The organism is Streptomyces pyxinae (assembly GCF_024756275.1).
Taxonomy (GTDB): domain Bacteria; phylum Actinomycetota; class Actinomycetes; order Streptomycetales; family Streptomycetaceae; genus Streptomyces; species Streptomyces pyxinae.
This window is the reverse complement of sequence record NZ_JANUGQ010000009.1, coordinates 1-25,333: the sequence shown is the minus strand read 5'-3', so window position 1 is coordinate 25,333 and position 25,333 is coordinate 1. Positions and strand designations below refer to the sequence as shown.

Below are 25,333 nucleotides of genomic sequence, written 5' to 3'. Positions count from 1 at the left end.
CGGGCCGGAGGCCCGTCATGGGTCGTCCGGGCGGTGTGGGAACCTGGTCGCCCAGCGGGGAGAGGGACTACGGACACATGGCATCGCGTCGCGACGAACTCAACGCCTACACCTTCGCCAAGCGGAGACTGGTCGCCCAGTTCGTGCAGCCCCACGTGAGCGGCTCCGAGGAGGGCGCGCCCCGCCCCCTGCGGGCCGTGCTCCCGGGGGCGATCGTCGGTGTGGTGATCCTGGCCGCCTTCGGAGCCTGGGGCATGTTCAAGCCGGTGGCGCCCAAGGGATGGGACATACCGGGCGAGAACGTCATCATCGCCAGCAAGTCCACCACCCGCTATGTGGTGTTGAAGACCCATGGCAAGACCCAGCTGCACCCGGTGCTCAACATGTCCTCGGCGAAGCTGCTGCTCGACCCCGACAAGGGCAAGGTCATCAACGTCAGCGAGTCGGTCCTCGACGACGGCGAGATCCCGCACGGCGCCACCCTCGGCATCCCGTACGCCCCCGACCGGCTGCCCGACCCCGAGGAGGCCGGGGCGGCCAAGCGGTGGGCGGTCTGCGAGCGTCCCGGCGAGGGGGGCAGAGCGATCCAGAAGGCCGCGTTCATCCTCGCCCCGCGCGACGAGCACCGCACCGAGGGCGAGAACCGGCTGCGCGGCGGCGAACTCCTCTACGTCGAGGGCCCGGACCGTACCCGGTACGTGGTCGACGCCGACGGTACGGCCTACCGGCTCGCCAGGGGCGAACTGCTGCTCCGGCTGCTCGCCGGCCAGAAGCGCGAGCCCCAGCGGGTCTCCGCCGCCTGGCTGGACACCCTGCACCAGGGCGACCCGATCGACTTTCCCCGTGTCCCCGGATCCATCGGGGCACCGGCGGACGCACCGGGCGAACTCGACCCGGACACCGGCAAGGTGGGCATGGTCCTCAGCTCCACCGACGGCACGCGCGAACAGCACTACGTGGTGCTCCGGGACCGGATCGCACCCGTCTCCGACTTCACCGCCAAGCTGCTGCTGGCCAGCCGCCAGCTGCTGAAACTCGGCCAGGGAGGCCAGGCCACCCGGGTGAGCGCCGGCGCCATCCGACCGGGCGACGCCTTCGACGAGGACCGGAAGTGGCCGCGCGCCGCTCCCGCCACGGTCAACGACGCCGGCACCGGTGAGGGCGGCCGCAACACCGTCTGCAATGTGCTCCGCGAGGTGGACGGCGACAACGGCCGCACCACGCTGAGCACCTGGGCCGGCCAGGACTTCCCCGCCCCACTGCCCACCGGCTCCAGCAGCGCCTATGTCACCCCCGGATCCGGTCAGCTCTTCCGCCAGTTCAAGGGTGCCGAGACCGGCACCGGCTTCCTCTTCCTGGTCACCGACAGCGGGCTGCGGTACGCGATGCAGTCCAACGGCGACACCACCGGCGCCGACGCGGGCATCGGGGAACCCGACTCCCGGAAGGAGCGGGAGGCCCGCCAACTGGAGGCCCAGCAGGCCCAAAACCGCCTCGGCTACAAGGACGTCGATCCGCGCCCCGTCCCCGCCGCCTGGTCCGCCTTCCTCCCCACCGGCCCCCGGCTGTCCACCGGGGCCGCCCGCCAGCCGCAGGGCTCCTGAGAGCGGGACGACCCATGACCACCAGCGGTTCCCGCCGCCTTCTCGCCGCCCTGCCGGTCCCCGCCTTCGTGCTGCTCGCCCTGGCCGGCGGCCCCCTGGCCGGGACCGCCGTCGCGGACGACAGCGGCGGCCAGTGCACCTTCCCCAGCAAGCCGTACGAGGGCCGTCCCTGGTCGCTCCAGCGGGTGATGCTGGACGAATTGTGGAAGCAGTCCACCGGCGAGAACGTCCGGGTCGCCGTCATCGACACCGGTGTGGACATCCGCAACCCCCAGCTGACCGGGGCCGTGGCCGCCAAGAGCGGCATCAACCTGCTCCCGAAGAAGGACAAGGACGGCAAGGAGCTGGAGCGCGGCAAGGAGGACGGCACCACCGACACCGTCGGCCACGGCACCAAGGTCGCCGGCATCATCGCCGCCCGCCCGGCCCCGGGCACCGGCTTCACCGGTCTCGCCCCGGCCGCCACCATCATCCCCATTCAGCAGAACGACGCCGAGGGCCACGGCACCGCGAAGACCCTCGCCGACGCCATCCGGCACGCCATCGCCGAGAAGGCCGACGTCATCAACATTTCGCAGGACACGGCGAACGCCGTCAAACCCGAGGCCGAACTGGAGCAGGCCGTCCGGCAGGCGCTGGACCACGAGATCGTGGTGGTCGCATCGGCCGGCAACGACGGGCTCGGCGGCAATGTCAAGAAGACCTACCCCGCCTCGTTCGAGGGCGTCCTGGCCGTGGCCGCCTCCGACCGCAACAACGAGCGCGCCTACTTCTCCCAGTCCGGCGACTTCGTGGGACTGGCCGCGCCCGGTGTCGACATGGTCTCCACCGTCCCGGGCGGCGGCCACTGCGCCGACAACGGCACCAGCTTCTCCGCGCCGTACGTCGCCGGGGTCGCCGCCCTGGTCAAGAGCAAGCACCCCGACTGGCCGGCCCGCCGGGTGGTCGCCCAGCTCCAGCAGACCGCCGAGCGCTCCGTCGCCGGACACGACCGCCTGGTCGGCTGGGGCGTGGTCGATCCGGTACGCGCCCTCACCGAGGACGACAACCCCGTCGACCGGCCGGTCGCCAACGAGGGCATCACCCGCGCCGAGGCCCCCACACCCGCCGAACTGCACCTGGGCGAGACCCCCGAGCAGCGCGACACCCGCCTCGCCACCTATGTCGTCGTGGGCGGTGGCGTCCTGGTCGCCGCCATAGCCGGCGGCGCCGTGGCGGTGCGCGACTTCCGCCGCCGCCGGGAGAACCACGCCCGGCCGAATCCCACATGACGCACAACGCGCTTGGGAGCTGTCGGACCCGATGACTAGAGTGGTCCCACGAACGACGCAGGTCCGGCGCGTCACTCCGGTGCACACGGGGCAACCGCCGGAGAAACGGGGAGAGACGGGCAGCATGCTCGCGACACGGGGATCGGGGGATTCCGTTGACTGACCTCACACGCGGTGTGGGAGCGCTGAGGAAGTTCCAGCAGCATGTGGACGACCTGCTGACGCGCCTGGAGAGCGGCCACGCCGGCAGCGGCCAGGTGGCCCGGCAGGCGGTGGACCGCGCAGCCTTCGGCACCGGCCTCCACTTCGCCGAGGCCGACGGCTTCCACGCGCAGTACCAGCGCGTCCACACGGAGCTGATCAGGCTCTCCAAGTCCCTCGGAGAGCAGATCGAGCTGTACAACATCGGCGTCCACGCCTCCGACGTCGGCTACGACAACGTGGAGGACGACACCCGCCGCCGCTTCCACACCATCCTCGTGCGCCAGGCCCGTGAGGCGGAGCAGTACGAGCACAAGGACGAGCCGAAGCGGCCCCGTGAGGGCACCAAGAGCGGCACGACGGACATGGGGTGACCAGCGATGAGTGAGGAACAGCAGCCCAAGCCGCCCACTCCCGGCCAGATGCTGAAGCAGATGGAGGAGGCACAGGCGACCCGTCGCGGTGCCGTCGCCGGCCGGTTCGCCGTCGTCAAGACGGCGGAGACGCTCAACGACACGTTCTCCTTCTTCACCGGGGGCGGAAGCGTCCTCGGGCGCACGGACTTCGAGAACGCACAGCTCAACGTGATGCTGGACTTTCTGGAGTCCGCCGACCCCGCCGAGCTGGAGAACGCGGGCAAGTCCCTCCAGGACGTGACCACCGCGCTGAACACGGCGGCCCGGGACCTCGCGGGCTATGTCGAGGCGGTCCACTGGGAGGGCGAGGGCGCCGAGGAGTTCCGCCGCTACGGCTCCGAGCTGGTCAAGTACGCCTACGGCCTGGCCGGCTTCGCCACCACGGTCGGCTCCCAGATGCAGGTCGCCAGCACCGGCCTCGCCTCGGTCCGCAACGCCCGCCCGCCGCGCGACAACCGCTTTGTGCAGAAGAAGCCGGAGGACTTCGCGCTTCCGGAGCGCATCGAGGCCAACAAGGAGTACCAGAAGGCCCTCCAGGTCGAGCAGGACCGCCAGGAGGCCATCAACCAGATGAACCGGCTGGCCTCCTACTACTCGGTCTCCGAGACCACCCTGGCCGCCCAGGAGCCCCCGAAGCCACCGAAGCTGCTGAATGTCGATGTGCCGCCTCCGATCGGCGGAGTCAGGGACAGCCCCACAAGGGTGAACGAGTCGCGGCGAGACAACGGCGGAACGCACGGCGGAGTCGCTCCGGTGAGACACACGCGGCTTTCCGACAGCGGTGGGTCCGGTTCTCACCGCCCCGGTCACCTCGGTGAGGTGGGCCGGGCGCCGCAGCTCGACACCACGACGAACATCGACAGCGTCACCACCCCGGTGGCGCCCGCTCCCGGACCTGTCAGCGCGCCGCCCGCGTCTCCGGGCACCGTTCCTGCCGCGAACCCTCAGGTTTCTGTACCCACCGGCGGCCTCACGCCGGTGGGCGGCACGGCTCCGCGTACCAGCGGCACGCAATCGGTGCCGCGAACCTACGGGGTCGCCCGGGTCGGCCTCCCCGGCGGAACCGGGGGCCGCGGCCCCCTGGGCCGGGCTGTCAGCCGTGCCGAGGAAACCGGTCCGGTGACCGGTGGACGGCCTTCCCCGGCCGGGCGCGCCGGCGCTTCCGGAGCCGGGCCGTTCGGGCGGAGCGGAGTGCCTGGCGGCGGGGGAGCGTCACCCACGGCGGGTCGTGCGGGTGCGGCGGGTCAGCAGCCGGTCAACGGCCGTACCTCGCCCATCATGGGCGGCAAACCCCAGCGTGCCGGCAGTGGTGCGGCGAACGGTCGGCGTATTCCGCAGGGAACGGTCGTCGGCGGCCAGCAGGGCGCCACCGGGCGGGCCGGACAGACGCCTGTCACCCGGTCCGGCGGACGCGGTACCTCCAGCCCGAACGGTGTGGTGGGCACACCGCGCAACGGCGGGCAGAACGACAAGTCCGGTCAGCGGCCAGTAAGCGGGCGTGCGGGGCGGCGTGAGAAGCCCGAGGAGCGGGAGCGGAACTCCTCGACCCGGCCGGACTACCTGGTCGAGGACGAGGAGACCTGGGCGGCCAAGCAGCGCGAGGCCGTTCCCCCGGTGATCGACCAGACCCGCTGAAGGCTCGGAAGTCAGGATGAAGCACGTGAAGCCCCAGTCCCGCAGGGCTGCTCGGACGTCTCGCGGACGCGCTCTGGTGTGCGCCACGGCGGTTGCGGTGCTGCTCCCCGGTGTCAGTGGCATCGCAATTGCCGCTCCCGCTGATGGTGCACGGCCACAGCAGTGGTATCTGAGTGCCATGCACGTCGAGGAGATGTGGAAGAAGACCACTGGCGAGGGCATCAAGGTTGCCGTCATTGACAGTGGCGTCAATCCCTCCACGCCCGCTCTCAAAGGCCAAGTGCTGAAGGGCAAGGACTTGTCGGGGACGCCTGGTGAGGAGACGGACGATTACCGGGGTCACGGGACGTCCGTGGCGGAACTCATCGCTGGAACCGGTAAAGGTGGCGGGCTTCAGGGAGTGGCTCCCGGAGCCAAAATCATCCCCTTCCGTATCTCCGACACCGAGTTGCAGGATGAGGTCAAGGTCAACGGATTCGACCAGGAACAGGCCATTCGGGCCGCCGCTGACAGCGAGGCGCAGATCATCAATGTGTCCATGGCCGGAGAGTTCACCAGTTTCGGCGTGCGGGATGCCGTGCATTACGCCTTCAGCAAGGGAAAGCTGATTTTCGCCGGTGCCGGCAACAATGGCAACAAGGACAACAAGCTTCAGTATCCCGCCAGCTTCACAGAGGTCGTCGCCGTGGCGGCTACCGACCCGAAAGGCAAGGTCGCTGACTTCTCCCAGCACGGTGAGTCGATCGACATCGCCGCCCCTGGGGTGGACATACCGAGTTGGTGCGACGAGACCCTCAAGCGCTACTGCGAGGGCACTCAGGGCACCAGTTTCTCCACCGCCATCGCCTCCGGCGGTGCGGCGCTGATCTGGTCCGCCCACCCCGACTGGACCGCCAACCAGGTCCTGCGGGTGATGTTCGAGTCGGCCGGGCGCAGCAAGGACTGGACGCCCGGGTCGGTGAGCAACTACCTGGGGCACGGCATCTCCCGCCCCGCCGCCCACATCAACCGCGGCCTCGGCAAGCCCGGTGACCCGGACATCAGTCCGCTCACCGACAAGCGGTCGGACGGCAAGCCCACCGCCCCGGCCTCGCCCTCACCCTCGCCCGCCCGGTCCGGCGAGGCGGCCGGCACATCCGGTGAGCCCGGCGCCCCCGGGCCCGAGAAGGCCGCCGCCACGGACGGTGGCGGGGGCGGCCGGACCGCGCTGATCGTGGGCGGAGCCGTGGCGGCGGTGCTCGTCGTGGGCGGCGCCGTGGCCTTCGCCCGCAGGCGGCGGCAGCGCGCCTGAGCGGCCGGCCCTCTCACCACCAAGCCACCTACCACCAGCTCCACATTCACAACGGGAGGAAGTAACCCCATGGCAGGACAGCAGAAGGTCGGAGACAGCAGTCTCAAGGGCTTCCAGGACGAACTCGACCAGCAGTTCACCAACGTCAAGGCGCAGCTCTCCCAGCTGCAGGGCGTCATCGACGGCCTGGAGGGCAACTGGCGCGGTATCGGCGCCGGTGCGTACAACAAGAAGCAGAACGAGATCAACAACCACATGGTGGATATCGGCAAGCTGCTGGCGAAGTTCCAGGAGGCCATCGGGAAGACCCGTACCACCGCCGCCAACACCGACGACGACGTGCAGCAGACCGTGCACAGCGTGAAGGTCGATGTCGGCGCGGGACGGCCCCACTCCAACATCTCCAACCTCTGACACAGCCGCGGCCTGCGGCCTCGCGACCCCGCGGCCACCGGCAGTCACCAGCAGCACGACCGATAGAACCGGAGAGATCATGACAGGGCAGAACGACGACCTGATGGCCGTCACCTACTCGTCGCTGGACCACGCGGCGGGTGTGATCGAGAAGCAGGCCAAGGACCTGGACGCCTCCCTGGAGGCGCTTCAGACCAAGATCCGCAGCATCTCGGACCACTTCGAGGGTGAGGCCAAGACGGCCGCCGACGGGATGCACAAGAAGTGGGACAAGGACGCCCGCGCGATCCACGAGGCCCTGATGGGCATCGCCCGCGCCGTCCGTGACGCGGGCCCGAAGTACCAGGCCGGCGACCGCAAGGCGGCCGGCTACTACGAGTGACGGCCCCCCGCGCCGGGGGAGACGCGAACTGACAGGGTGGGCACGCACGGGAGGTGCCCACCCTGTCGTATTCGCCCGCTAGTACGCGTCCCCCTCCGGCGCCAGCAGCCCCGTCTGGACCAGCGGGTTGCCGCGCTGGCGGGAGACGAAGACACCCCGGCCGGGCGGCTGCGGGCGCATCCGGACGCCGCCGAGGATCTCGCCCTCCTGGAGGTCGCCGGAGAGCAGCACGCCCTGGGCGCCCAGCTCCATCATCCGCTGCATGAAGGGCTCGTAGGTCGCCCGGCTGGCGCCCGCCGCGCCCCGGGCGATGATGAAGCGGACGCCCACGTCCCGGGCGAAGGGCAGCAGTTCGGTGAGGGCGCCCAGCGGGTTGCCGCTCGATGTGGAGACCAGGTCGTAGTCGTCCACCACCACGAAGACCGAGGGCCCGCTCCACCAGCTCCGCTCCCGCAGCTGGCGCGCGGTGACGTCGGCCGGCGGGGTCCGGCGCTGGATCAGGTCGGCCAGGGCGTCGACATGGTGCTCCATGTTGTTGGACATGGGCACGTACTCCGCCAGATGCGAGGCGGGGGTGACGTCCAGCAGCGCGCGGCGGTTGTCGATCACGAAGAACTTCGCCGCGTCCCCGTCGTACCGCTCGGTGATCCGCCGGATCATCAGCCGGAGCAGATTGGACTTGCCGGACTCGCTGTCCCCGAAGATCAGGAAGAACGGGTCGCGTTCGAAGTCCGCGAAGACCGGCTCCAGGTTGTTCTCGTCGATGCCGAAGGCGATCCCGCGCTCCGGCTCGGCGTACCCGGCGGGCAGCCGGCCGGCCGGGAGTTCGCGCGGCAGCAGCCGTACCGCCGGGGCGCCCGGGGCGGTCCAGTGACGGCCGACCTCCTGGGCCATGGCGGCGCTCGCCTCGGAGAGGTCGCTGTCCGAGTTGATGGAGTCGATGCGCGGCACCGCCGCCATGAAGTGCAGCCGCTCCGGGGTGATGCCCCGGCCCGGCACCCCGGTCGGCACATTGACCGCCACCTTGCGGTCCAGCTCCGAGTCCATGGTGTCACCGAGCCGCAGCTCCAGCCGGTTCATCAGGTGGTCCTTCATGTTGGCGCGGACCTCCATGGAGCGCGACGCCGTGACCACCACATGGATGCCGTAACCGAGGCCCCGGGCCGCGATGTCCACCACGGCGGGCTCCAGGCCCTCGTAGTCCGTACGGAAGTTGCCCCAGCCGTCGATGACCAGGAAGACATCGCCCCACGGCTGTTCGGCCACCGAGATGTCACCGCGCGCCCGCAGCCGCCGGTAGGTGGCGATGGAGTCCACCCCGGCGGTACGGAAGTACTCCTCGCGCCGGGTGAGGATGCCGTACACCTCCGCCACGGTCCGCCGCACCTTCTCCGGGTCCAGCCGGGAGGCGACCCCGCCGACGTGCGGCAGCCCCGCCACCGAGGACAGCGAGCCGCCGCCGAAGTCCAGCCCGTAGAACTGCACCTCGTGCGGGGTGTGGGTGAGCGCGAACGCCGAGACGAGGGTCCGCAGCAGGGTGGACTTGCCGGACTGCGGCCCGCCGACGATCTGCATATGGCCCGCCGCCCCCGAGAAGTCCCGGTACAGGGTGTCCCGGCGCTGCTCGAACGGCTTGTCCACCACGCCCAGCGGGACGATCAGCCGCCCCGCGCCCTCGTACCCCGGCTGGGTCAGCCCGCGCCCGGGCACCCCGGCCAGGCCGGGCAGCAACTCGTCCAGCGGCGGCGGGTTGTCGAGCGGCGGCAGCCACACCTGGTGGGCCTCGACGCCGCGCCCCTCCAGCCGGCGCACGATCACGTCCAGCACGGTGTCCGCCAGCGCGTCGTCCCCGCCGCGCGGCGCGGGCACGGCGGCGGTGGCGGCCGGCCGGGCGTACCGGACCGGCACCGGGGCCGCCGTGAACACCGCCGGGGCCCGGTCCACCGGCAGCGGGCCGCTCGGCAGCGCGTCGCGCGAGCCGGTCCGGTAGACCCCGGAGACGTACGCCGCCTTGAACCGCAGCATCTCGTCCGTACCGAACTTGAGGTAGCCGGAGCCCGGCACGTTCGGCAGGTGGTAGGCGTCGGGCACCCCGATGGCGGCCCGCGACTCGGCGGCGGAGAAGGTGCGCAGACCGATCCGGTACGAGAGGTACGTCTCCAGACCGCGCAGCCTGCCTTCCTCCAGGCGCTGCGAGGCGAGCAGCAGATGCACGCCCAGCGACCGGCCGATCCGGCCGATCTGGACGAACATGTCGATGAAGTCCGGCTTGGCGGTCAGCAGTTCGCTGAACTCGTCGATCACCAGGACCAGCGAGGGCAGCGGCTGCAACGGCGCGCCGGCCGCCCGGGCCTTCTCGTAGTCGTGGATGTTGGCGTAGTTGCCGGCGTCCCGCAGCATCTCCTGCCGCCGGTTGAGCTCGCCCCGGATGGAGTCGCCCATCCGGTCCACCAGCGTCAGATCGTCCGCCAGGTTGGTGATCACCGCCGCCACATGCGGCATCCGGGACATCCCGGCGAAGGTGGCACCGCCCTTGAAGTCCGCGAGGACGAAGTTGAGCGTCTCCGAGGAGTGGGTGACCGCGAGCCCCAGCACCAGGGTGCGCAGCAGCTCCGACTTGCCGGAACCGGTGGCGCCCACGCAGAGTCCGTGCGGGCCCATGCCCTCCTGGGCCGCCTCCTTGAGGTCCAGCATCAGCGGCACGCCGTCCTCGCCGACGCCGATCGGCACCCGCAGCCGCTCCGACTGGGAGCGCGGCCGCCAGGTCCGGGCCACGTCCACCGAGGCCGCGTCGCCCAGGTTCAGCAGATCGGTGAAGTCCAGGTTGGCCAGCAGCGGCTGGTCGTCGTCCCCGCCCGCGGCCACCCGCAGCGGCGCCAGCTGCCGGGCCAGCGCCTCGGCGGCCTCCGGGCCGAGCCGGTCCGGTGTCCCGTCGTACACCAGCCCGTGGTGCGACTCCAGCCGCAGGGCGCCGGGCCGGACCACCATCGACAGGTCGCCGCGGATCTCGGCCGGCTCCCCGGGGACCAGCTCCACCACCGTCACACCCTGGAGGCCCTCGCCCGCCAGCGGCGACATGGGCGGCACCGACGGCCCGTCCAGCACGATCACCACATGCGGCTGGTCCAGCAGCGGCTGGCCGCCCGGCTGGAACCGGGGCCGGCCCTCCAGCCGCCCGGCCAGCATCGTCTCCAGCTCCACCGCGTCCGTGGTGATCAGCCGCCGGGTGCCCGCCCCGTCCCCGGAACCGGGCGCCTGGACGTGCGGCAGCCACTTCGCCCACTCCCACAGCGGCACCGTGTCCCGGCCGGCCGCCACCGCGATCACCAGGTCCTCGGGGGAGTGCAGCGCGGCCAGCGAACCGACCATCGCCCGGGCCGCCCCGCGCACCGACTCCTCGTCACCGCTCACCGTCAGCTGCGCGAACGCCCGCAGCGACACCGCCATCGGCAGTCCGTCCAGCGTGGAGTGGGCGGTGAGGAACTGCCGCATCGCGCCCGCCGCCAGCGGCTCCAGCTCGTCCACCGGCGCCGTCTCCGGCGCCACCAGCGGCGTGGCCAGCTCCTGGCTGCCCAGACCGACCCGCACCTGCCCGAAGTCGTCGTCACCGACGCGCCGTTCCCACACCCGGCTGCCCTCGGCCACCAGCGCCCACAGCTGCTCGGGGGAGGGGTGCACGAAGTACTGCGCGTCCCGCTGGCGGCGCGCCGTCCGCAGCACCGCCCGGCGGGTCTGATTCAGATACGAGAGGTAGTCCCGCCGCAGATCGGCCAACTGCCCCTGAGTGCCGCGCCGGTAGCGCACCAGCATCGCGATGGTCATGGCCACCGTGGACGCGATCATCACCATGCCCATGATCCGCATCACGGGGCTCGGGGTCATGAAGAAGAAGACGACCGAACCGCCCATGCCCAGCGTGGGCAGGAGCTGCATCAGCACGCCCTCCTGCTGGCCGCGCGGCAGTTCCGGCGGCGGCTGGAGCGGCACCGGCTCGCCGTCCACCTCGGGCGGCAGTACCCGCGGCGGGCGCTTGACGACGATCTGACTCACAGCTCACCCAATCCCTCGGCGGACGGAGAGGTCCCCCTCGGCGCCCCCTCGGCGACGGGCAACCGTCCGCGGGGAGGGATCCTACTTGCGTGCCCGGACACGTCCGGACGGTAGGCTGACGCGGCACGGTCGCACCCGGGTGCGATCCGGCCCGTTCCGGCCACCACCGCCCGGCGGACCCGCTCCGGGCCGCCCGGCGAGGGGCGCGCGGAGCAGGCCGGTTCCCCGGGCTCCCGGTCCCACCGGCCCGGAAGCCCGGCGGTATGCCCGTCGTACCCGTAAGCCCGTCACACCCGTACGCTCATACGCCCGCACGGAGTCGCCGGCGAACGGACAGGCGGACGGACAGGCGGCCGGGCCGACGAACGGACGGGCGGCCGGGCCGGCGCACGGACAGGCGGCCGGAACGCACGGGAGCGAGCCGGCGGACGAACGGGCCGGACGGAACGCACGGCCCACACGAGGGGGAAGCAGCAGGTGAGTACGACGGCCTCAGCCGGCATCGGCGCCAGCACGGGACCGGGCGCCGGCCCCACTGCCGGACCCGGACAGCCGGCTCCCGCCCAGCCGTCCGCCGGCGGCACCGGTTTCTGCCGCGTCACCGTCGTCGCCCCGGACGGCCGGGTCGACGTGGCACTCCCCGAGGACATCGCGCTGGCCGACCTGTACCCGGAGATCCTCCGGCTGTCCGGCCAGAGCCCCGCCCCCGGTGCCCCCGTCGGCTACCACCTGGTGCGCCGCGACGGCACCGTCCTGGACAGCGGCCGCGGTCTCGCCGCCCAGCGGATCCTCGACGGCGAGCTGCTCTCGCTGCGCCCGTTCGCGGAGTCGCTGCCGCCCGCCGTCTTCGACGACGTCTCCGACGCCGTCGCCTCGGCCGTCGCCCGCGACCGCACCATGTGGAACGACGGCCTGATGCGCGGCGCCGGACTCTTCGGCGGCTCGGCGCTGCTGGTCCTGCTCGCCCTGGTGCTCTTCACCGCCGACCCCCGGCACGACACGCACGGCCTGCCCGGCATCCTCGCCGGGGTGGCGGGCGTGCTGCTGCTCGCCCTCGCCTGTGTCCGGGCCCGGGTCTACGACGACCGGGGCTCGGCCGTCGCGCTGGGCATCGGCGCCATGGCCAACGCCGCCGTCGGCGGCGCCGGACTGCTGCCCTTCGCCGGCGGCCAGGGGGCCGGCCGGCTCCAGTTCCTGGTCGCCTGCGCCGCCGTCCTGGTCGTCTCCGTGGTGCTGACGGCGGTCTCCCCGGCCGGTGACGGACCCTTCGTCGCCTTCGTCCTCGCCTCGGCCGTCGGCCTCCTCGTGACCTTCGCCGCCGTGCTGACCGGGATGACCCCGGTCGAGTCCGCCGCCGTCTGCGCCCCGCTCGCCGTCGGCGCGCTCGCCTTCCTGCCCGCCCTCTCCACCCGGTTCGCCCGGCTGCCGCTCGGCTTCGACCCGCCGCGCACCACCGTGGCCGGGTACGGGGCCGAGCCCACCCCGGCGGAGCCGGTCGACCCGGTGGCCGTCGCGGCCCGGGTCCACCGGGGCCACGAGCTGCTCGTCGGCCTGGTCGGCGGCTGCGCCCTGCTGGCCGTCGGCGCCTCGGCCGTCCTGGGCTTCTCCGCCGGCCTCTGGGGCCAGCTGCTGGCCTTCGCGACGGGCGTGGCGATGATGATGCGCGCCCACCTCTTCCGCTACACCGCCCAGGTCGGCTGCGCCCTCGCCGCCGGTCTGGGGTCGCTGCTCCTGCTGGGCCTCGGCCTCTGCCTCAACCCGCCGAGCGCCCTGGTCCGGGCCGCGCTCCGGGGCGACGGCGGCGGTCTCGACCTCCGTACCGTCTGGCTGGCCGCCGCGGTGGCCGCCGTCGCCGGCGTGATCACCGCCATCGGCCTGATCGTCCCCCGCGCGGGCGTCACCCCCTTCTGGGGCCGCTTCCTGGAGATAGCCGAGGGCTTCGTCCTGCTGACCCTGATCCCGCTCTGCCTCGCGGTCTTCGGCGTCTACCACACCATCCGCGCCATGACCTCCTGACGCCGTGACCTCCTGACGCCGTGACCTCGTGACGCCGTGGCGCCGTGGCCTCGTGGCGCCGTGACCTCCTGCACGCCGTGCCCCCCGACCGGCCGCCGCCGGCCCGCCCCGGACCGGCCGGGCCCGCACCCGGTACGCCCGGGTGCCCTCCGGCGGCTCCACGGGGGAGCCCGGGAGCGGTACCGGGCGGCCCTGCCGGGGCCGTACCGGAGTACGCGGAGTACGCGGAGTACGTGTCCCGCCCGTGCCACCGGGCCGGGGCGGCGAGGCCCCGCCGCCCCCCGGGGCACCGCGGCCACCGGGGTCCCGTCCGGGGTGGTCCCCGGTGGCTGGTAGGCTCGACAACGGCCGTTTGTGTACGCGCCTCCGGATTCTCTGGGGGCAGCGCTCATCGGACCCTCGCCTCCGAGTCACGGAAGCTCCCCTGAGACCAAGACCAGGGGCACTCGCGGGCGCATGGAACACCAGAGGAGTACGCGTGTCTCTCGACGCCGCTACGAAGAAGCAGATCATGGCCGAGTTCGGCACCAAGGAGGGCGACACCGGCTCCCCCGAGGTCCAGGTCGCGATGCTCTCCCGCCGCATCTCGGACCTGACCGAGCACCTCAAGACCCACAAGCACGACCACCACTCCCGCCGGGGTCTGCTGATCCTGGTCGGCCAGCGCCGCCGCCTGCTGCAGTACCTGGCCAAGAAGGACATCCAGCGCTTCCGTACGCTGGTCGACCGCCTCGGCATCCGCCGCGGCGCGGCCGGCGGCGCCAAGTAAGGCGCAGCGAAGGGAGCGGTTCCCGCACCGAGGGAGCCGCTCCCTTCGTCGTACGTCAGGTACGCCCGGCGTACGCCCCGGCGCCCGGGGCAGGGGCGCTGTACGTGCGGACTGTCACCCCGGCTTTGTAGTCTGGTCCCAGCACGTCCTGCGGACGACTGCGGACCAACAGGTGTCACCGGGGCACCGCGCGGAAACGCGGAACCCGTCGGCACCCCCGGCCGTACGAGCCGTACGAAGGACGTACGACCGCGGAGCCGCACCACAGCCGTACGACTGATGTGGCTGTACGGCTGTACGACCGCTCGGCCGTCGGCCGTACGGAATCGCACGGCGCCGCGGGAAACCGCACAGCACCGCACGACAACAGCACGACAGCACAACACCGCAGGACACACGAGGAGAGGCGCGCGTCGCCATCGCCGGTCCTCGGTAGTGGCCCCCGGAGAGCACTCCGGGTGCTTCGATCGAAGACCGGCCCGCACACGAGGCGCGCATCTCCGCCCCGTCCCCCGCCACACGGGCGCGGGACGCAAAGACGCAAAAGTAACCAAGTTACGGAGAAACCGCTGGTGGAGAACGAGACCCACTACGCCGAGGCCGTCATCGACAACGGCTCCTTCGGCACCCGCACCATCCGCTTCGAGACGGGCCGCCTGGCCAAGCAGGCCGCCGGCTCCGCCGTGGCGTACCTGGACGACGACACCATGGTGCTGTCGGCCACCACCGCTTCCAAGAAGCCCAAGGACCAGCTCGACTTCTTCCCCCTCACGGTGGACGTCGAGGAGCGCATGTACGCGGCCGGCAAGATCCCCGGCTCCTTCTTCCGGCGCGAGGGCCGCCCGTCCGAGGACGCCATCCTCACCTGCCGGCTCATCGACCGGCCGCTGCGCCCGTCCTTCAAGAAGGGCCTGCGCAACGAGATCCAGGTCGTCGAGACGATCATGGCGCTCAACCCCGACCACCTCTACGACGTGGTCGCGATCAACGCCGCCTCCTGCTCCACGCAGCTGGCCGGCCTGCCCTTCTCGGGTCCGATCGGCGGCACCCGGGTCGCCCTGATCCGCGGCCAGTGGGTGGCGTTCCCGACCCACACCGAGCTGGAGGAGGCCGTCTTCGACATGGTCGTCGCCGGCCGGGTCCTGGAGGACGGCGACGTCGCGATCATGATGGTCGAGGCCGAGGCCACCGACCAGACCATCCAGCTGGTCAAGGGCGGCGCCGAGGCGCCGACCGAGGAGGTCGTGGCCGCCGGTCTGGAGGCCGCCAAGCCCTTCATCAAGGTCCTCTGCAAGGCGCAGTCCGACCTCGCCGCCAAGGCCGCCAAGCCGACCGGCGAGTTCCCGATCTTCCTCGACTACGAGGACGACGTGCTGGAGGCGCTCTCCGCCGCCGTCCGCTCCGAGCTGGCCCAGGCGCTCACCATCGCCGGCAAGCAGGAGCGCGAGGCCGAGCTCGACCGGGTGAAGGCCGTCGCCGCCGAGAAGCTGCTGCCGCAGTTCGAGGGCCGCGAGAAGGAGATCTCCGCGGCGTACCGCTCGCTGACCAAGTCCCTGGTCCGTGAGCGCGTCATCAAGGAGAAGGTCCGCATCGACGGCCGCGGCGTCACGGACATCCGTACGCTCGCCGCCGAGGTCGAGGCCATCCCGCGCGTGCACGGCTCGGCGCTGTTCGAGCGCGGTGAGACCCAGATCCTGGGTGTCACCACCCTCAACATGCTCCGCATGGAGCAGCAGCTGGACACCCTCTCCCCGGTGACCCGCAAGCGCTACATGCACAACTACAACTTCCCGCCGTACTCCACCGGTGAGACCGGCCGCGTCGGCTCCCCGAAGCGCCGCGAGATCGGCCACGGCGCCCTCGCCGAGCGCGCCCTGGTGCCGGTGCTGCCGACCCGCGAGGAGTTCCCGTACGCGATCCGTCAGGTGTCCGAGGCCCTCGGCTCCAACGGCTCGACGTCCATGGGCTCGGTCTGCGCCTCCACCATGTCGCTGCTGAACGCCGGTGTGCCGCTGAAGGCCCCGGTCGCCGGTATCGCCATGGGCCTGATCTCCCAGGAGATCGACGGCGAGACGCACTACGTCACCCTCACCGACATCCTCGGTGCGGAGGACGCCTTCGGCGACATGGACTTCAAGGTCGCCGGCACCAAGGAGTTCGTCACCGCCCTCCAGCTGGACACCAAGCTGGACGGCATCCCGGCCTCCGTCCTGGCCGCGGCCCTCAAGCAGGCCCGTGACGCCCGCCTCCACATCCTCGACGTGATGATGGAAGCGATCGACACCCCGGACGAGATGTCCCCGAACGCCCCGCGGATCATCACCGTCAAGATCCCGGTGGACAAGATCGGTGAGGTCATCGGCCCCAAGGGCAAGATGATCAACCAGATCCAGGAGGACACCGGCGCCGAGATCACCATCGAGGACGACGGCACCATCTACATCGGTGCCGCCGACGGCCCGGCGGCCGAGGCCGCCCGCGCCACGATCAACGGCATCGCCAACCCGACCATGCCGGAGGTCGGCGAGCGCTACTTGGGCACGGTCGTCAAGACGACCACCTTCGGCGCGTTCGTCTCCCTGCTGCCGGGCAAGGACGGCCTGCTGCACATCTCCCAGATCCGCAAGCTCGCCGGCGGCAAGCGCGTGGAGAACGTGGAGGACGTGCTCGCGGTCGGCTCCAAGGTCCAGGTCGAGATCGCCGAGATCGACCAGCGCGGCAAGCTCTCCCTCATCCCCGTCATCGCGGACGAGGACGCCGAGGGCTCGGCCGACGGCGCCGCCGGGGGCACCGACAAGTGACCTCCCGTAGTTCCGGGGCGACGGCCCGCACCTCTTCGGAGGCGCGGGCCGTCGCCCGTACCCAAACCCTGCTGCCCGGCAAGGACGGCATCGGCACGGTCCGCCGCACCACCCTCCCCGGCGGCCTCCGGGTGGTCACCGAGACCCTGCCGTCGGTGCGCTCCGCCACCTTCGGCATCTGGGCGCACGTCGGCTCCCGCGACGAGACGCCCGCGCTCAACGGCGCCACCCACTACCTGGAGCACCTGCTCTTCAAAGGCACCCGGCGGCGCAGCGCCCTGGACATCTCGGCCGCCGTCGACGCGGTCGGCGGCGAGATGAACGCCTTCACGGCGAAGGAGTACACCTGCTACTACGCGCGGGTGCTCGACACCGATCTGCCGCTCGCGATCGACGTGGTGTGCGACATGCTCACCGGCTCGCTGATTCGTGAGGAGGACGTCGACGCCGAGCGCGGGGTGATCCTCGAAGAGATCGCGATGACCGAGGACGACCCCGGCGACTGCGTCCACGACCTGTTCGCGCACACCATGCTCGGGGACACCCCGCTGGGCCGCCCGGTCCTCGGCACCGTCGACACCATCAACGCGTTGGACCGGAGCCGGATCGCCCGCTTCTACAAGAAGCACTACGACCCGACCCGGCTGGTCGTCGCCGCCGCCGGCAACGTCGACCACGCCACGGTGGTGCGCCAGGTCCGCCGCGCCTTCGAGAAGGCCGGTGCCCTGAGCCGTACCGACGCGGTCCCGACCGGCCCCCGGCAGGGCAGCCGCGCCATCCGCGCGGCCGGCCGCGTCGAGCTCCTCAACCGCCGCACCGAGCAGGCCCATGTGGTGCTCGGCATGCCCGGCTTCGCCCGCACCGACGACCGCCGCTGGGCGCTCGGGGTGCTCAACGCGGCACTGGGCGGCGGCATGTCGTCCCGGCTCTTCCAGGAGGTGCGGGAGAAGCGGGGGCTGGCGTACAGCGTCTACTCCTACACCTCCGGCTTCGCCGACTGCGGCCTCTTCGGGGTGTACGCCGGCTGCCGGCCGAACCAGGTCCACGACGTGCTCGGCATCTGCCGGGACGAGCTGGACCGGGTGGCCGCCGAGGGCCTGTCGGACGAGGAGATCGCCCGTGCCATCGGCCAGCTGAAGGGCTCCACGGTGCTGGGCCTGGAGGACACCGGCGCGCTGATGAACCGCATCGGCAAGAGCGAGCTGTGCTGGGGCGAGCAGATGTCGGTGGACGACATGCTGGCCCGGATCGGCGCCGTCACCCCCGACGACGTACGGGAGGTGGCCGGCGAGCTTCTCAGCCGGCGGCCGTCCCTGTCGGTGATCGGGCCGCTCAAGGACAAGCAGGCCGACCGCCTGCACCGGGCGGTGGCCTGACCCCGCTCCGGCCGCGCCCGCCCGGGCGCGGCCGGCGGGACCCCCGCCCCACCCGGAGCCGGGCCGGCCGCCCGGACGGTTCGGCTCCCGGCCCGGCCCGGGCCGTCCGGTGGGCGGGCCCGGGGCGGCCACGGCCACAAGCACCGCTCCGGAGCGGCCACGGCCGCGGTCAGGAGCGGTCACGGCCCCCGGCCCCGGGCCACCCAGAACCCGGGGCCACCCGGAACCACGGAAGAAGAACGAGGTAGGCGAGGATGAGCAGCAAGCTGCGGGTCGCGGTCATCGGTGCCCAGGGCCGCATCGGCTCCGAGGCGGTACGCGCCGTCGAGGCCGCCGGGGACATGGAGCTGGTCGCCGCCCTCGGCCGGGGCGACCGGCTGGAGACGCTGACCGAGGCGGGCGCCCAGGTCGCCGTCGAGCTGACCACCCCGGCGTCCGTCCTGGACAACCTGGAGTTCTGCGTCCGTCACGGCATCCACGCCGTGGTCGGCACCACCGGCTGGACCGACGACCGGCTGGCCCGGCTCACCGGCTGGTTGGACGCCTCGCCCGGCACCGGAGTGCTGATCGCCCCGAACTTCTCCATCGGCGCGGTGCTCACCATGAAGTTCGCCCAGGCCGCCGCCCGCTTCTTCGAGTCGGTGGAGGTGGTCGAGCTGCACCACCCCAACAAGGTGGACGCCCCCAGCGGCACCGCCACCCGCACCGCCCAGCTGATCGCCGCCGCCCGCGCCGAGGCCGGGCTGCCGGCCCAGCCGGACGCCACCGCAACCGCCCTGGACGGAGCCCGGGGCGCCGACGTCGACGGCGTCCCGGTGCACGCGGTACGCCTCCGGGGCCTGCTGGCCCATCAGGAGGTGCTGCTCGGCGGCGAGGGCGAGACGCTCACCATCCGCCACGACTCGCTGCACCACAGCAGCTTCATGCCGGGCATCCTGCTGGGCGCCCGCCGGGTGGGCTCCGCCCCGGGCCTCACCTTCGGCCTGGAACACTTCCTGGACCTGGGCTGATGCGCGCCAAACTGTCGTACGCCGTCACCGCCGCCGTCCTGGTCGTCTACTTCGTCCTGGTCGGCGGCCGGGCCGTGGCGCTCATCGGACTCGGCACCCCCGTCACCGTCGCCATAGGGATCGCCGCCCTGGTCATCCCGGCCATCGGCGCCTGGTTCCTCTGGGCCAACACCCGGTTCGTGCTGCGCGCCAACCGGCTCGCCGCCGAGCTGGAGGCCGAGGGCGGCCTGCCGGTGGACGAACTGGAGCGCACCCCGTCCGGCCGGGTGGACCGGGACTCCGCCGACGCCGTCTTCGCCCGGCGCCGCGCCGAGACCGAGGCGGCCCCGGGCGACTGGCGCTGCTGGTTCCGGCTGGCCGTCGCCTACCAGGACGCCCGGGACACCCCGCGCGCCCGCGAGGCCATGAAGCGCGCCATCGCGCTGCGCGCGGGCCGGCCCGCCGGAAGCTGACTCAGCCCCGGACGGCGTACTCCTCGCCCCAGGCCTCCACGGTGTCGGCGGCCCGGTCGAACGCCTCCACCCGGGAGAGGAAGTCCGCGTTCCGGTCGGTCAGCAGCACCAGCTTCCGGCCGCCGTCCGGCTGTGCCCGCTCGCCGCGCTCCGTCAGCACCAGCGCCTGCCCCTGCACGGTGCGCGGCAGCCCCAGCAGCCGCACCGGCTGCTGCGTCGTCCGCATCGAGGCCACCCGCGCCCACGGCACCGTCCGGGCGACGAGGAAGCCGACGCGCCGGACTCCGTGCCGGCTCACCCAGACACCCATGCGCAGCAGGCGCAGCGCGGCGGCGATCACCAGCAGCGCCGCGCCCAGGCTGACGGCCGCCGCCGTCAGGGCGCCGGTGAGGACGAGCCCCACGGCGGCGAGCAGCAGAAACGCGGCGGGCAGCAGCGCCAGCGCGGCCGCCCCGACCCGCCACGGCCCCGGACGGTACGGCCGGCGCCAGGCGTCGTGATCGTCGAACGGCAGGGCGCTGTCACCGGTGAGCCCGGCGGTCGTGGGGGTCTCGTCGGCGGCACGGTCGGCCGTCAGAAAGGACAGGGGCACGGAGGATCCTCACTCACACACACGCTCGGCAAGGGGGGTGTGCCCGGTGAGGCTACCCAGGCCTCCGAGGACCGGCCACCGCAGGGGGCCGTACGAGGCGGTGCGGGAGCGGTGGGGGAGCGGCGGTACGGCGCTCCCGCGCGGCTCCCGGCCCTGGCCCGGGACGGCGCGGTCCCGGGCCGTCCCGGGCCGTTCGGGTGTCAGCCGGGCTCCGGCCGGGACCGGTGCCGGGTGTTCGGCAGGCACCCGCTCAGGGGCCGGCCGGCCGGATGGCCGGTCCGGGCCCCGAGCGGCCGGCCGGGGGCGGATCAGCGGCCGTCGGACGCCTCGGACTGCTGGGCGTGCTGGCCGGCGGCCGGTCCGGCCTCCAGCGCGGGCAGGCCGAAGAGCAGCGAACCGACCAGGCCGGCCACGACGGTCAGCCCGACCAGACCGCGGCCGGCAAGCTGCGGCAGGCTCGCACGCTGCCGGGGCGGGGGAGTGACATTGCTCTGGAAACGCTCGGACTCGGCGACGAACGCGAACGGGACGGCCTCACGCCGGCGGAACATCTGGGGACTCTCCTGGATCTCTCGGTACGGACGGACGGACGGACGAACGGGCGGTGCGGACGGGTGGCGGGGCGGCCGGTACGGGAGCACCGGTCCGGTCCGGACGGGACCGGGACGGCATCGCCGGGCGGGGCCGACCCCCGCTGTCGAATGAGACGTACGCGACAGCCATTTGGTGCCCGAATTCCCCAGATCATCCGAAGAATGTCCCGGCGGTCCCGGCCGCGCCCCCCGTCAGCCGGTGCCCCCGGCCGTCAGCCGGTGTCCATGACCGTCAACCGGTGTCCCCGGCCGCCGGCCGCTGTCCGACGCTGTCGGTGGCGGCCCGTAGAGTTGTCGCCGCCCGAGCGACGCATGTGAAAGGACCCGCCGGTGAGCGACACCCCCGCCGAAGACCTCAAGCCCACGTTCCGCAGCGAGGTGACCGTCGAGCTGGTCAAGCACAGCGCGGCCGACTCGGACGTGCTGTGGGCCGCCCGGGTCTCCACGGCCGGTGAGCAGTCGCTCGACGAGCTCCACAAGGACCCGGAGCGCTCCAAGGGGCTGATCAACTACCTGATGCGCGACCGGCACGGCAGCCCGTTCGAGCACAACTCGATGACCTTCTTCATCAGTGCCCCGATCTTCGTCTTCCGCGAGTTCATGCGGCACCGGGTCGGCTGGTCCTACAACGAGGAGTCGGGCCGCTATCGCCGTCTGGAGCCGGTCTTCTACGTCCCGGACACCTCCCGGAAGCTGGTCCAGGAGGGCCGCCCCGGTAAGTACGTCTTCGTCGAGGGCAGCGAGGAGCAGCACGCCCTGGTGAGCCGGACGATGGAGCGTTCGTACCTGGACGCCTACGAGGCGTACCAGGAGATGCTGGCGGCCGGGGTCGCCCGCGAGGTGGCCCGGGCGGTGCTCCCGGTTGGCCTGTTCTCGTCCATGTACGCCACCTGCAACGCCCGCTCGCTGATGCACTTCCTCGGCCTGCGCACCCAGCACGAGCAGGCGAAGGTGCCCTCGTTCCCGCAGCGGGAGATCGAGATGGTGGGCGAACGGATGGAGCGGGAGTGGGCGAAGCTGATGCCGCTCACTTACGCCGCGTTCAACGCCAACGGTCGCGTCGCCCCCTGACACGCCGCCGCCGACGGACGTCCGGGCCCGGCGGGGAGGGTGGTCGTGCCGTCGCCGTCCGCCCTCCGGGCCGCCGGGTCAGCCGCCTGAAGCGTCCGTATTGCGGCGTTATGTGAAGTTCATCTAGGCTGACGAAACGGACCCGGCACTGCTTGAACCCCCGAGCAGGCAGTGCCGGGCTCCCCCTGATTAGACGTCCCCGAAGGGACCTCACGCGCTGAGCAGCGAGTAGCGTGTTACCCATGGCTCCGATCTCCACTCCGCAGACCCCCTTCGGGCGGGTCCTCACCGCCATGGTCACGCCCTTCACGGCGGACGGCGCACTCGACTTCGACGGCGCTCAGCGACTCGCCGCCCATCTGGTGGACGCGGGCAACGACGGCCTGATCATCAACGGCACCACCGGTGAGTCCCCGACCACCAGTGACGCGGAGAAGGACCAGCTCGTCCGGGCGGTACTGGAGGCGGTCGGTGACCGGGCCCACGTCGTCGCCGGCATCGGCACCAATGACACCCGCCACTCCGTCGAGCTCGCCCTCGCCGCCGAGCGCGCCGGCGTGCACGGCCTGCTCGCCGTGACGCCCTACTACAACAAGCCCCCGCAGGAGGGCCTGTACCGTCACTTCTCGGCCATCGCCGATGCCACCGCGCTGCCGGTGATGCTCTACGACATCCCCGGCCGCAGCGGCGTCCCGATCGACACCGAGACGATCGTCCGGCTCGCCGAGCACCCGCGCATCGTCGCCAACAAGGACGCCAAGGGCGACCTGGGCCGCGCCAGCTGGGCCATCGCCCGCTCCGGCCTCGCCTGGTACTCCGGCGACGACATGCTCAACCTGCCGCTGCTCTCCGTCGGCGCGGTCGGCTTCGTCTCGGTCGTGAGCCATGTCGTCACCCCCGAGCTGCGCGCCCTGATCGAGGCCCACCTCGCCGGGGACGTCCAGAAGGCCACCGAGATCCACCAGCGGCTGCTGCCGGTCTTCACCGGCATGTTCCGCACCCAGGGCGTCATCACGACCAAGGCCGCCCTCGCCCTCCAGGGCCTGCCCGGCGGCCCGCTGCGCCTGCCGCTGGTGGAGCTGACCGCCCAGGAGACCGCCCAGCTGAAGATCGATCTGGGCGCCGGCGGGGTACAGCTCTAGCCACAGACTTCATAACTGAATACGACCAGCGGACCGCAAGATCGTATTAAGCCGGCCACATCCACCGAACTGCCCGAACCGTACGGCCCTGCCGAGGCGCGCGGCGCGCCACAGCGCCCGAAGCACCCCGAGGGAACAGCCGGCCCAGCCGGCCCAGCCGACGCGGACGGGGCGAACGAGGGGAGCGGCACGGAACGATCTTCAGCCGGTCCGTCCCCACCCGACCAGAGCAAGTGCACGACATGACATGCGCGCCACGTGCCTCCGCGGTACGTGGCGCGCATGGTGAGGAGAGTCTTTTGAGTCATCCGCATCCCGAACTGGGCGCGCCCTCGAAGCTGCCCAAGGGCGGCCTGCGCGTCACCCCGCTCGGCGGCCTCGGTGAGATCGGCCGCAACATGACGGTCTTCGAGTACGGCGGCCGCCTGCTCGTCGTCGACTGCGGTGTCCTCTTCCCCGAGGAGGAGCAGCCCGGCATCGACCTGATCCTGCCCGACTTCACCAGCATCCGGGACCGTCTCGACCAGGTCGAGGGCATCGTGCTCACGCACGGCCACGAGGACCACATCGGCGGCGTCCCCTACCTGCTGCGGCTGAAGCCGGACATCCCGCTGATCGGCTCCAAGCTGACGCTCGCCCTCATCGAGGCCAAGCTCCAGGAGCACCGGATCCGCCCCTACACCCTGGAGGTGTCCGAGGGCGACCGTGAGCGGCTGGGCCCCTTCGACTGCGAGTTCGTCGCGGTCAACCACTCCATCCCGGACGCCCTGGCGGTCGCCATCCGCACCCCCGCGGGCATGGTCGTGCACACCGGCGACTTCAAGATGGACCAGCTTCCGCTGGACCGCCGGCTCACCGACCTGCCGACCTTCGCCCGGCTCGGCGAGGAGGGGATCGATCTCCTCCTCTCCGACTCGACCAATGCCGAGGTCCCCGGCTTCGTCCCGCCCGAGCGCGACATCTCCAACGTGATGCGCTCGGTCTTCGCCGGTGCCCAGAAGCGCATCATCGTGGCGAGCTTCGCCAGCCATGTCCACCGCATCCAGCAGATCCTGGACGCCGCCCACGAGTACGGCCGCCGGGTCGCCTTCGTCGGCCGCTCGATGGTCCGGAACATGGGCATCGCCCGGGACCTCGGCTACCTCCGGGTGCCGGCCGGCCTCGTCGTGGACGTCAAGACCCTGGACGACCTGCCGGACCACGAGGTCGTACTGGTCTGCACGGGTTCCCAGGGCGAGCCGATGGCCGCGCTGTCCCGGATGGCCAACCGCGACCACCAGATCCGGATCGTCCAGGGCGACACCGTGATCCTGGCCTCCTCGCTGATCCCGGGGAACGAGAACGCGGTCTACCGCGTGATCAACGGCCTGACCCGCTGGGGCGCCAACGTCATCCACAAGGGCAACGCCAAGGTCCATGTCTCGGGCCATGCCTCGGCCGGCGAGCTGCTGTACTTCTACAACATCTGCAAGCCGAAGAACCTGATGCCGGTGCACGGCGAATGGCGGCACCTCCGCGCCAACGCCGAGCTGGGCGCGCTGACCGGCGTCCCCAAGGACCGCATCGTCATCGCCGAGGACGGCGTGGTGGTGGATCTGATCGACGGCAAGGCCAAGATCAGCGGCAAGGTCCAGGCCGGCTATGTGTACGTCGACGGCCTCTCGGTCGGCGATGTCACCGACGTCCACCTCAAGGACCGCAAGATCCTCGGGGACGAGGGGATCATCTCGGTCTTCGTGGTGGTCGACTCCTCCAGCGGCAAGATCGTCGGTGGCCCGCACCTCCAGGCGCGCGGCTCCGGTATCGAGGACGCCGCCTTCGACGCGGTGCTCCCGAAGATCGAGGACGCGCTCAACCGGTCCGCCCAGGACGGTGTGGTCGAGCCCCACCAGCTCCAGCAGCTGATCCGCCGCACGATCGGCAAGTGGGTCTCCGACACCTACCGCCGGCGTCCGATGATCCTCCCGGTCGTCGTGGAGGTCTGACCGGTCCGAAGGGCCACAACAGGAGCGGGGCGCCCCGGATTTGCATCCGAGCGCCCCGCTCCAGTACGTTGACGGCTCCGCCCGACCGGGAAGCCCGGCACCACCGTGTGTCCGCAGCGCTTCAGGGAAGCGGTGGAAATACCGACTCAGAATCTCTGATAAAGTCGGAACCGCCGAAAGGGAAAGTCGAAAGACGGAACCGGAAGGCAAGGCCCCCAGTGGCCGCTGGATACGAAATTCCGAGAGCAGGAAGCGGAAAAAG

The 25,333-nt window shown here is 71.8% G+C and carries 19 protein-coding genes; 16 read left to right on the top strand and 3 right to left on the bottom strand.

All coding sequences use genetic code 11. From position 1 onward, the window contains the following. The first annotated feature begins 77 nt into the window (after positions 1-77). The 7 genes from eccB (at position 78) to NX801_RS12630 (ending at position 7,214) form a co-directional block, all read left to right on the top strand. Positions 78-1,604 (top strand): type VII secretion protein EccB, encoded by a 1,527-nt coding sequence (eccB, locus tag NX801_RS12660; RefSeq protein ID WP_258787678.1) that lies wholly within the window; start codon positions 78-80, stop codon positions 1,602-1,604. A gap of 14 nt (positions 1,605-1,618) precedes the next feature. Next, the gene (gene mycP, locus NX801_RS12655) at positions 1,619-2,875 is read left to right on the top strand and encodes a type VII secretion-associated serine protease mycosin (RefSeq protein WP_258787676.1); all 1,257 of its coding nucleotides are present in this window, start codon (positions 1,619-1,621) and stop codon (positions 2,873-2,875) included. Positions 2,876-3,030: 155 nt separating this feature from the next. Beyond that, complete coding sequence (locus tag NX801_RS12650) at positions 3,031-3,450, top strand: DUF2563 family protein (protein ID WP_258787674.1); 420 nt, start codon at positions 3,031-3,033, stop codon at positions 3,448-3,450. A 6-nt stretch (positions 3,451-3,456) separates the two neighbouring features. Next, complete coding sequence (locus tag NX801_RS12645) at positions 3,457-5,127, top strand: hypothetical protein (RefSeq protein ID WP_258787671.1); 1,671 nt, start codon at positions 3,457-3,459, stop codon at positions 5,125-5,127. A 178-nt stretch (positions 5,128-5,305) separates the two neighbouring features. Then, entirely contained in the window at positions 5,306-6,418 is a 1,113-nt protein-coding gene (locus tag NX801_RS12640) for a S8 family serine peptidase (RefSeq protein ID WP_258787669.1), read from the top strand. A gap of 69 nt (positions 6,419-6,487) precedes the next feature. After that, on the top strand, positions 6,488-6,832 hold the full coding sequence (locus tag NX801_RS12635; protein WP_258787667.1) for a WXG100 family type VII secretion target: 345 nt from the start codon (positions 6,488-6,490) through the stop codon (positions 6,830-6,832). Positions 6,833-6,911: 79 nt separating this feature from the next. Continuing rightward, positions 6,912-7,214, top strand: a complete 303-nt coding sequence (locus NX801_RS12630) for a WXG100 family type VII secretion target (protein WP_258787666.1) — start codon at positions 6,912-6,914, stop codon at positions 7,212-7,214. 78 nt (positions 7,215-7,292) lie between these two features. Here the strand turns inward: NX801_RS12630 and eccCa are convergent, their stop codons facing one another. Then, entirely contained in the window at positions 7,293-11,264 is a 3,972-nt protein-coding gene (eccCa, locus tag NX801_RS12625; protein ID WP_258787664.1) for a type VII secretion protein EccCa, read from the bottom strand. A gap of 477 nt (positions 11,265-11,741) precedes the next feature. On the opposite strand from eccCa, the gene eccD reads away from it, so the two are divergent. The 6 genes from eccD (at position 11,742) to NX801_RS12595 (ending at position 19,688) form a co-directional block, all read left to right on the top strand. After that, positions 11,742-13,280, top strand: a complete 1,539-nt coding sequence (gene eccD, locus NX801_RS12620) for a type VII secretion integral membrane protein EccD (protein ID WP_258787662.1) — start codon at positions 11,742-11,744, stop codon at positions 13,278-13,280. Between the two features lie 478 nt (positions 13,281-13,758). After that, positions 13,759-14,049 (top strand): 30S ribosomal protein S15, encoded by a 291-nt coding sequence (gene rpsO, locus NX801_RS12615; protein ID WP_006346214.1) that lies wholly within the window; start codon positions 13,759-13,761, stop codon positions 14,047-14,049. A 572-nt stretch (positions 14,050-14,621) separates the two neighbouring features. Then, positions 14,622-16,850 (top strand): polyribonucleotide nucleotidyltransferase, encoded by a 2,229-nt coding sequence (locus NX801_RS12610; RefSeq protein ID WP_258787661.1) that lies wholly within the window; start codon positions 14,622-14,624, stop codon positions 16,848-16,850. Further along, positions 16,847-18,226, top strand: coding sequence for a M16 family metallopeptidase (locus tag NX801_RS12605; protein WP_258787660.1), 1,380 nt, complete (start codon positions 16,847-16,849; stop codon positions 18,224-18,226). The genes NX801_RS12610 and NX801_RS12605 overlap by 4 nt, the downstream gene beginning before the upstream one ends. A 254-nt stretch (positions 18,227-18,480) precedes the next feature. Continuing rightward, complete coding sequence (gene dapB, locus NX801_RS12600; protein WP_258787659.1) at positions 18,481-19,236, top strand: 4-hydroxy-tetrahydrodipicolinate reductase; 756 nt, start codon at positions 18,481-18,483, stop codon at positions 19,234-19,236. Further along, on the top strand, positions 19,236-19,688 hold the full coding sequence (locus NX801_RS12595; RefSeq protein WP_258787658.1) for a DUF485 domain-containing protein: 453 nt from the start codon (positions 19,236-19,238) through the stop codon (positions 19,686-19,688). The genes dapB and NX801_RS12595 overlap by 1 nt, the downstream gene beginning before the upstream one ends. A 1-nt stretch (position 19,689) precedes the next feature. On the opposite strand, the gene NX801_RS12590 is transcribed toward NX801_RS12595, so the two are convergent. Beyond that, a complete protein-coding gene (locus tag NX801_RS12590; protein WP_258787656.1) occupies positions 19,690-20,280 on the bottom strand; it encodes a hypothetical protein in 591 nt (196 codons plus the stop codon). 308 nt (positions 20,281-20,588) lie between these two features. Continuing rightward, entirely contained in the window at positions 20,589-20,831 is a 243-nt protein-coding gene (locus NX801_RS12585) for a hypothetical protein (protein ID WP_258787654.1), read from the bottom strand. A gap of 372 nt (positions 20,832-21,203) precedes the next feature. Here NX801_RS12585 and thyX point away from each other — a divergent pair, with 372 nt between their 5' ends. The 3 genes from thyX to NX801_RS12570 all read left to right on the top strand — a co-directional run bounded on the left by thyX (position 21,204) and on the right by NX801_RS12570 (position 25,071). Then, complete coding sequence (thyX, locus tag NX801_RS12580; RefSeq protein WP_258787652.1) at positions 21,204-21,944, top strand: FAD-dependent thymidylate synthase; 741 nt, start codon at positions 21,204-21,206, stop codon at positions 21,942-21,944. Positions 21,945-22,186: 242 nt separating this feature from the next. Beyond that, entirely contained in the window at positions 22,187-23,086 is a 900-nt protein-coding gene (gene dapA, locus NX801_RS12575) for a 4-hydroxy-tetrahydrodipicolinate synthase (RefSeq protein WP_258787651.1), read from the top strand. Between the two features lie 299 nt (positions 23,087-23,385). Further along, positions 23,386-25,071, top strand: a complete 1,686-nt coding sequence (locus NX801_RS12570; protein WP_258787641.1) for a ribonuclease J — start codon at positions 23,386-23,388, stop codon at positions 25,069-25,071. Positions 25,072-25,333 lie beyond the last annotated feature (262 nt).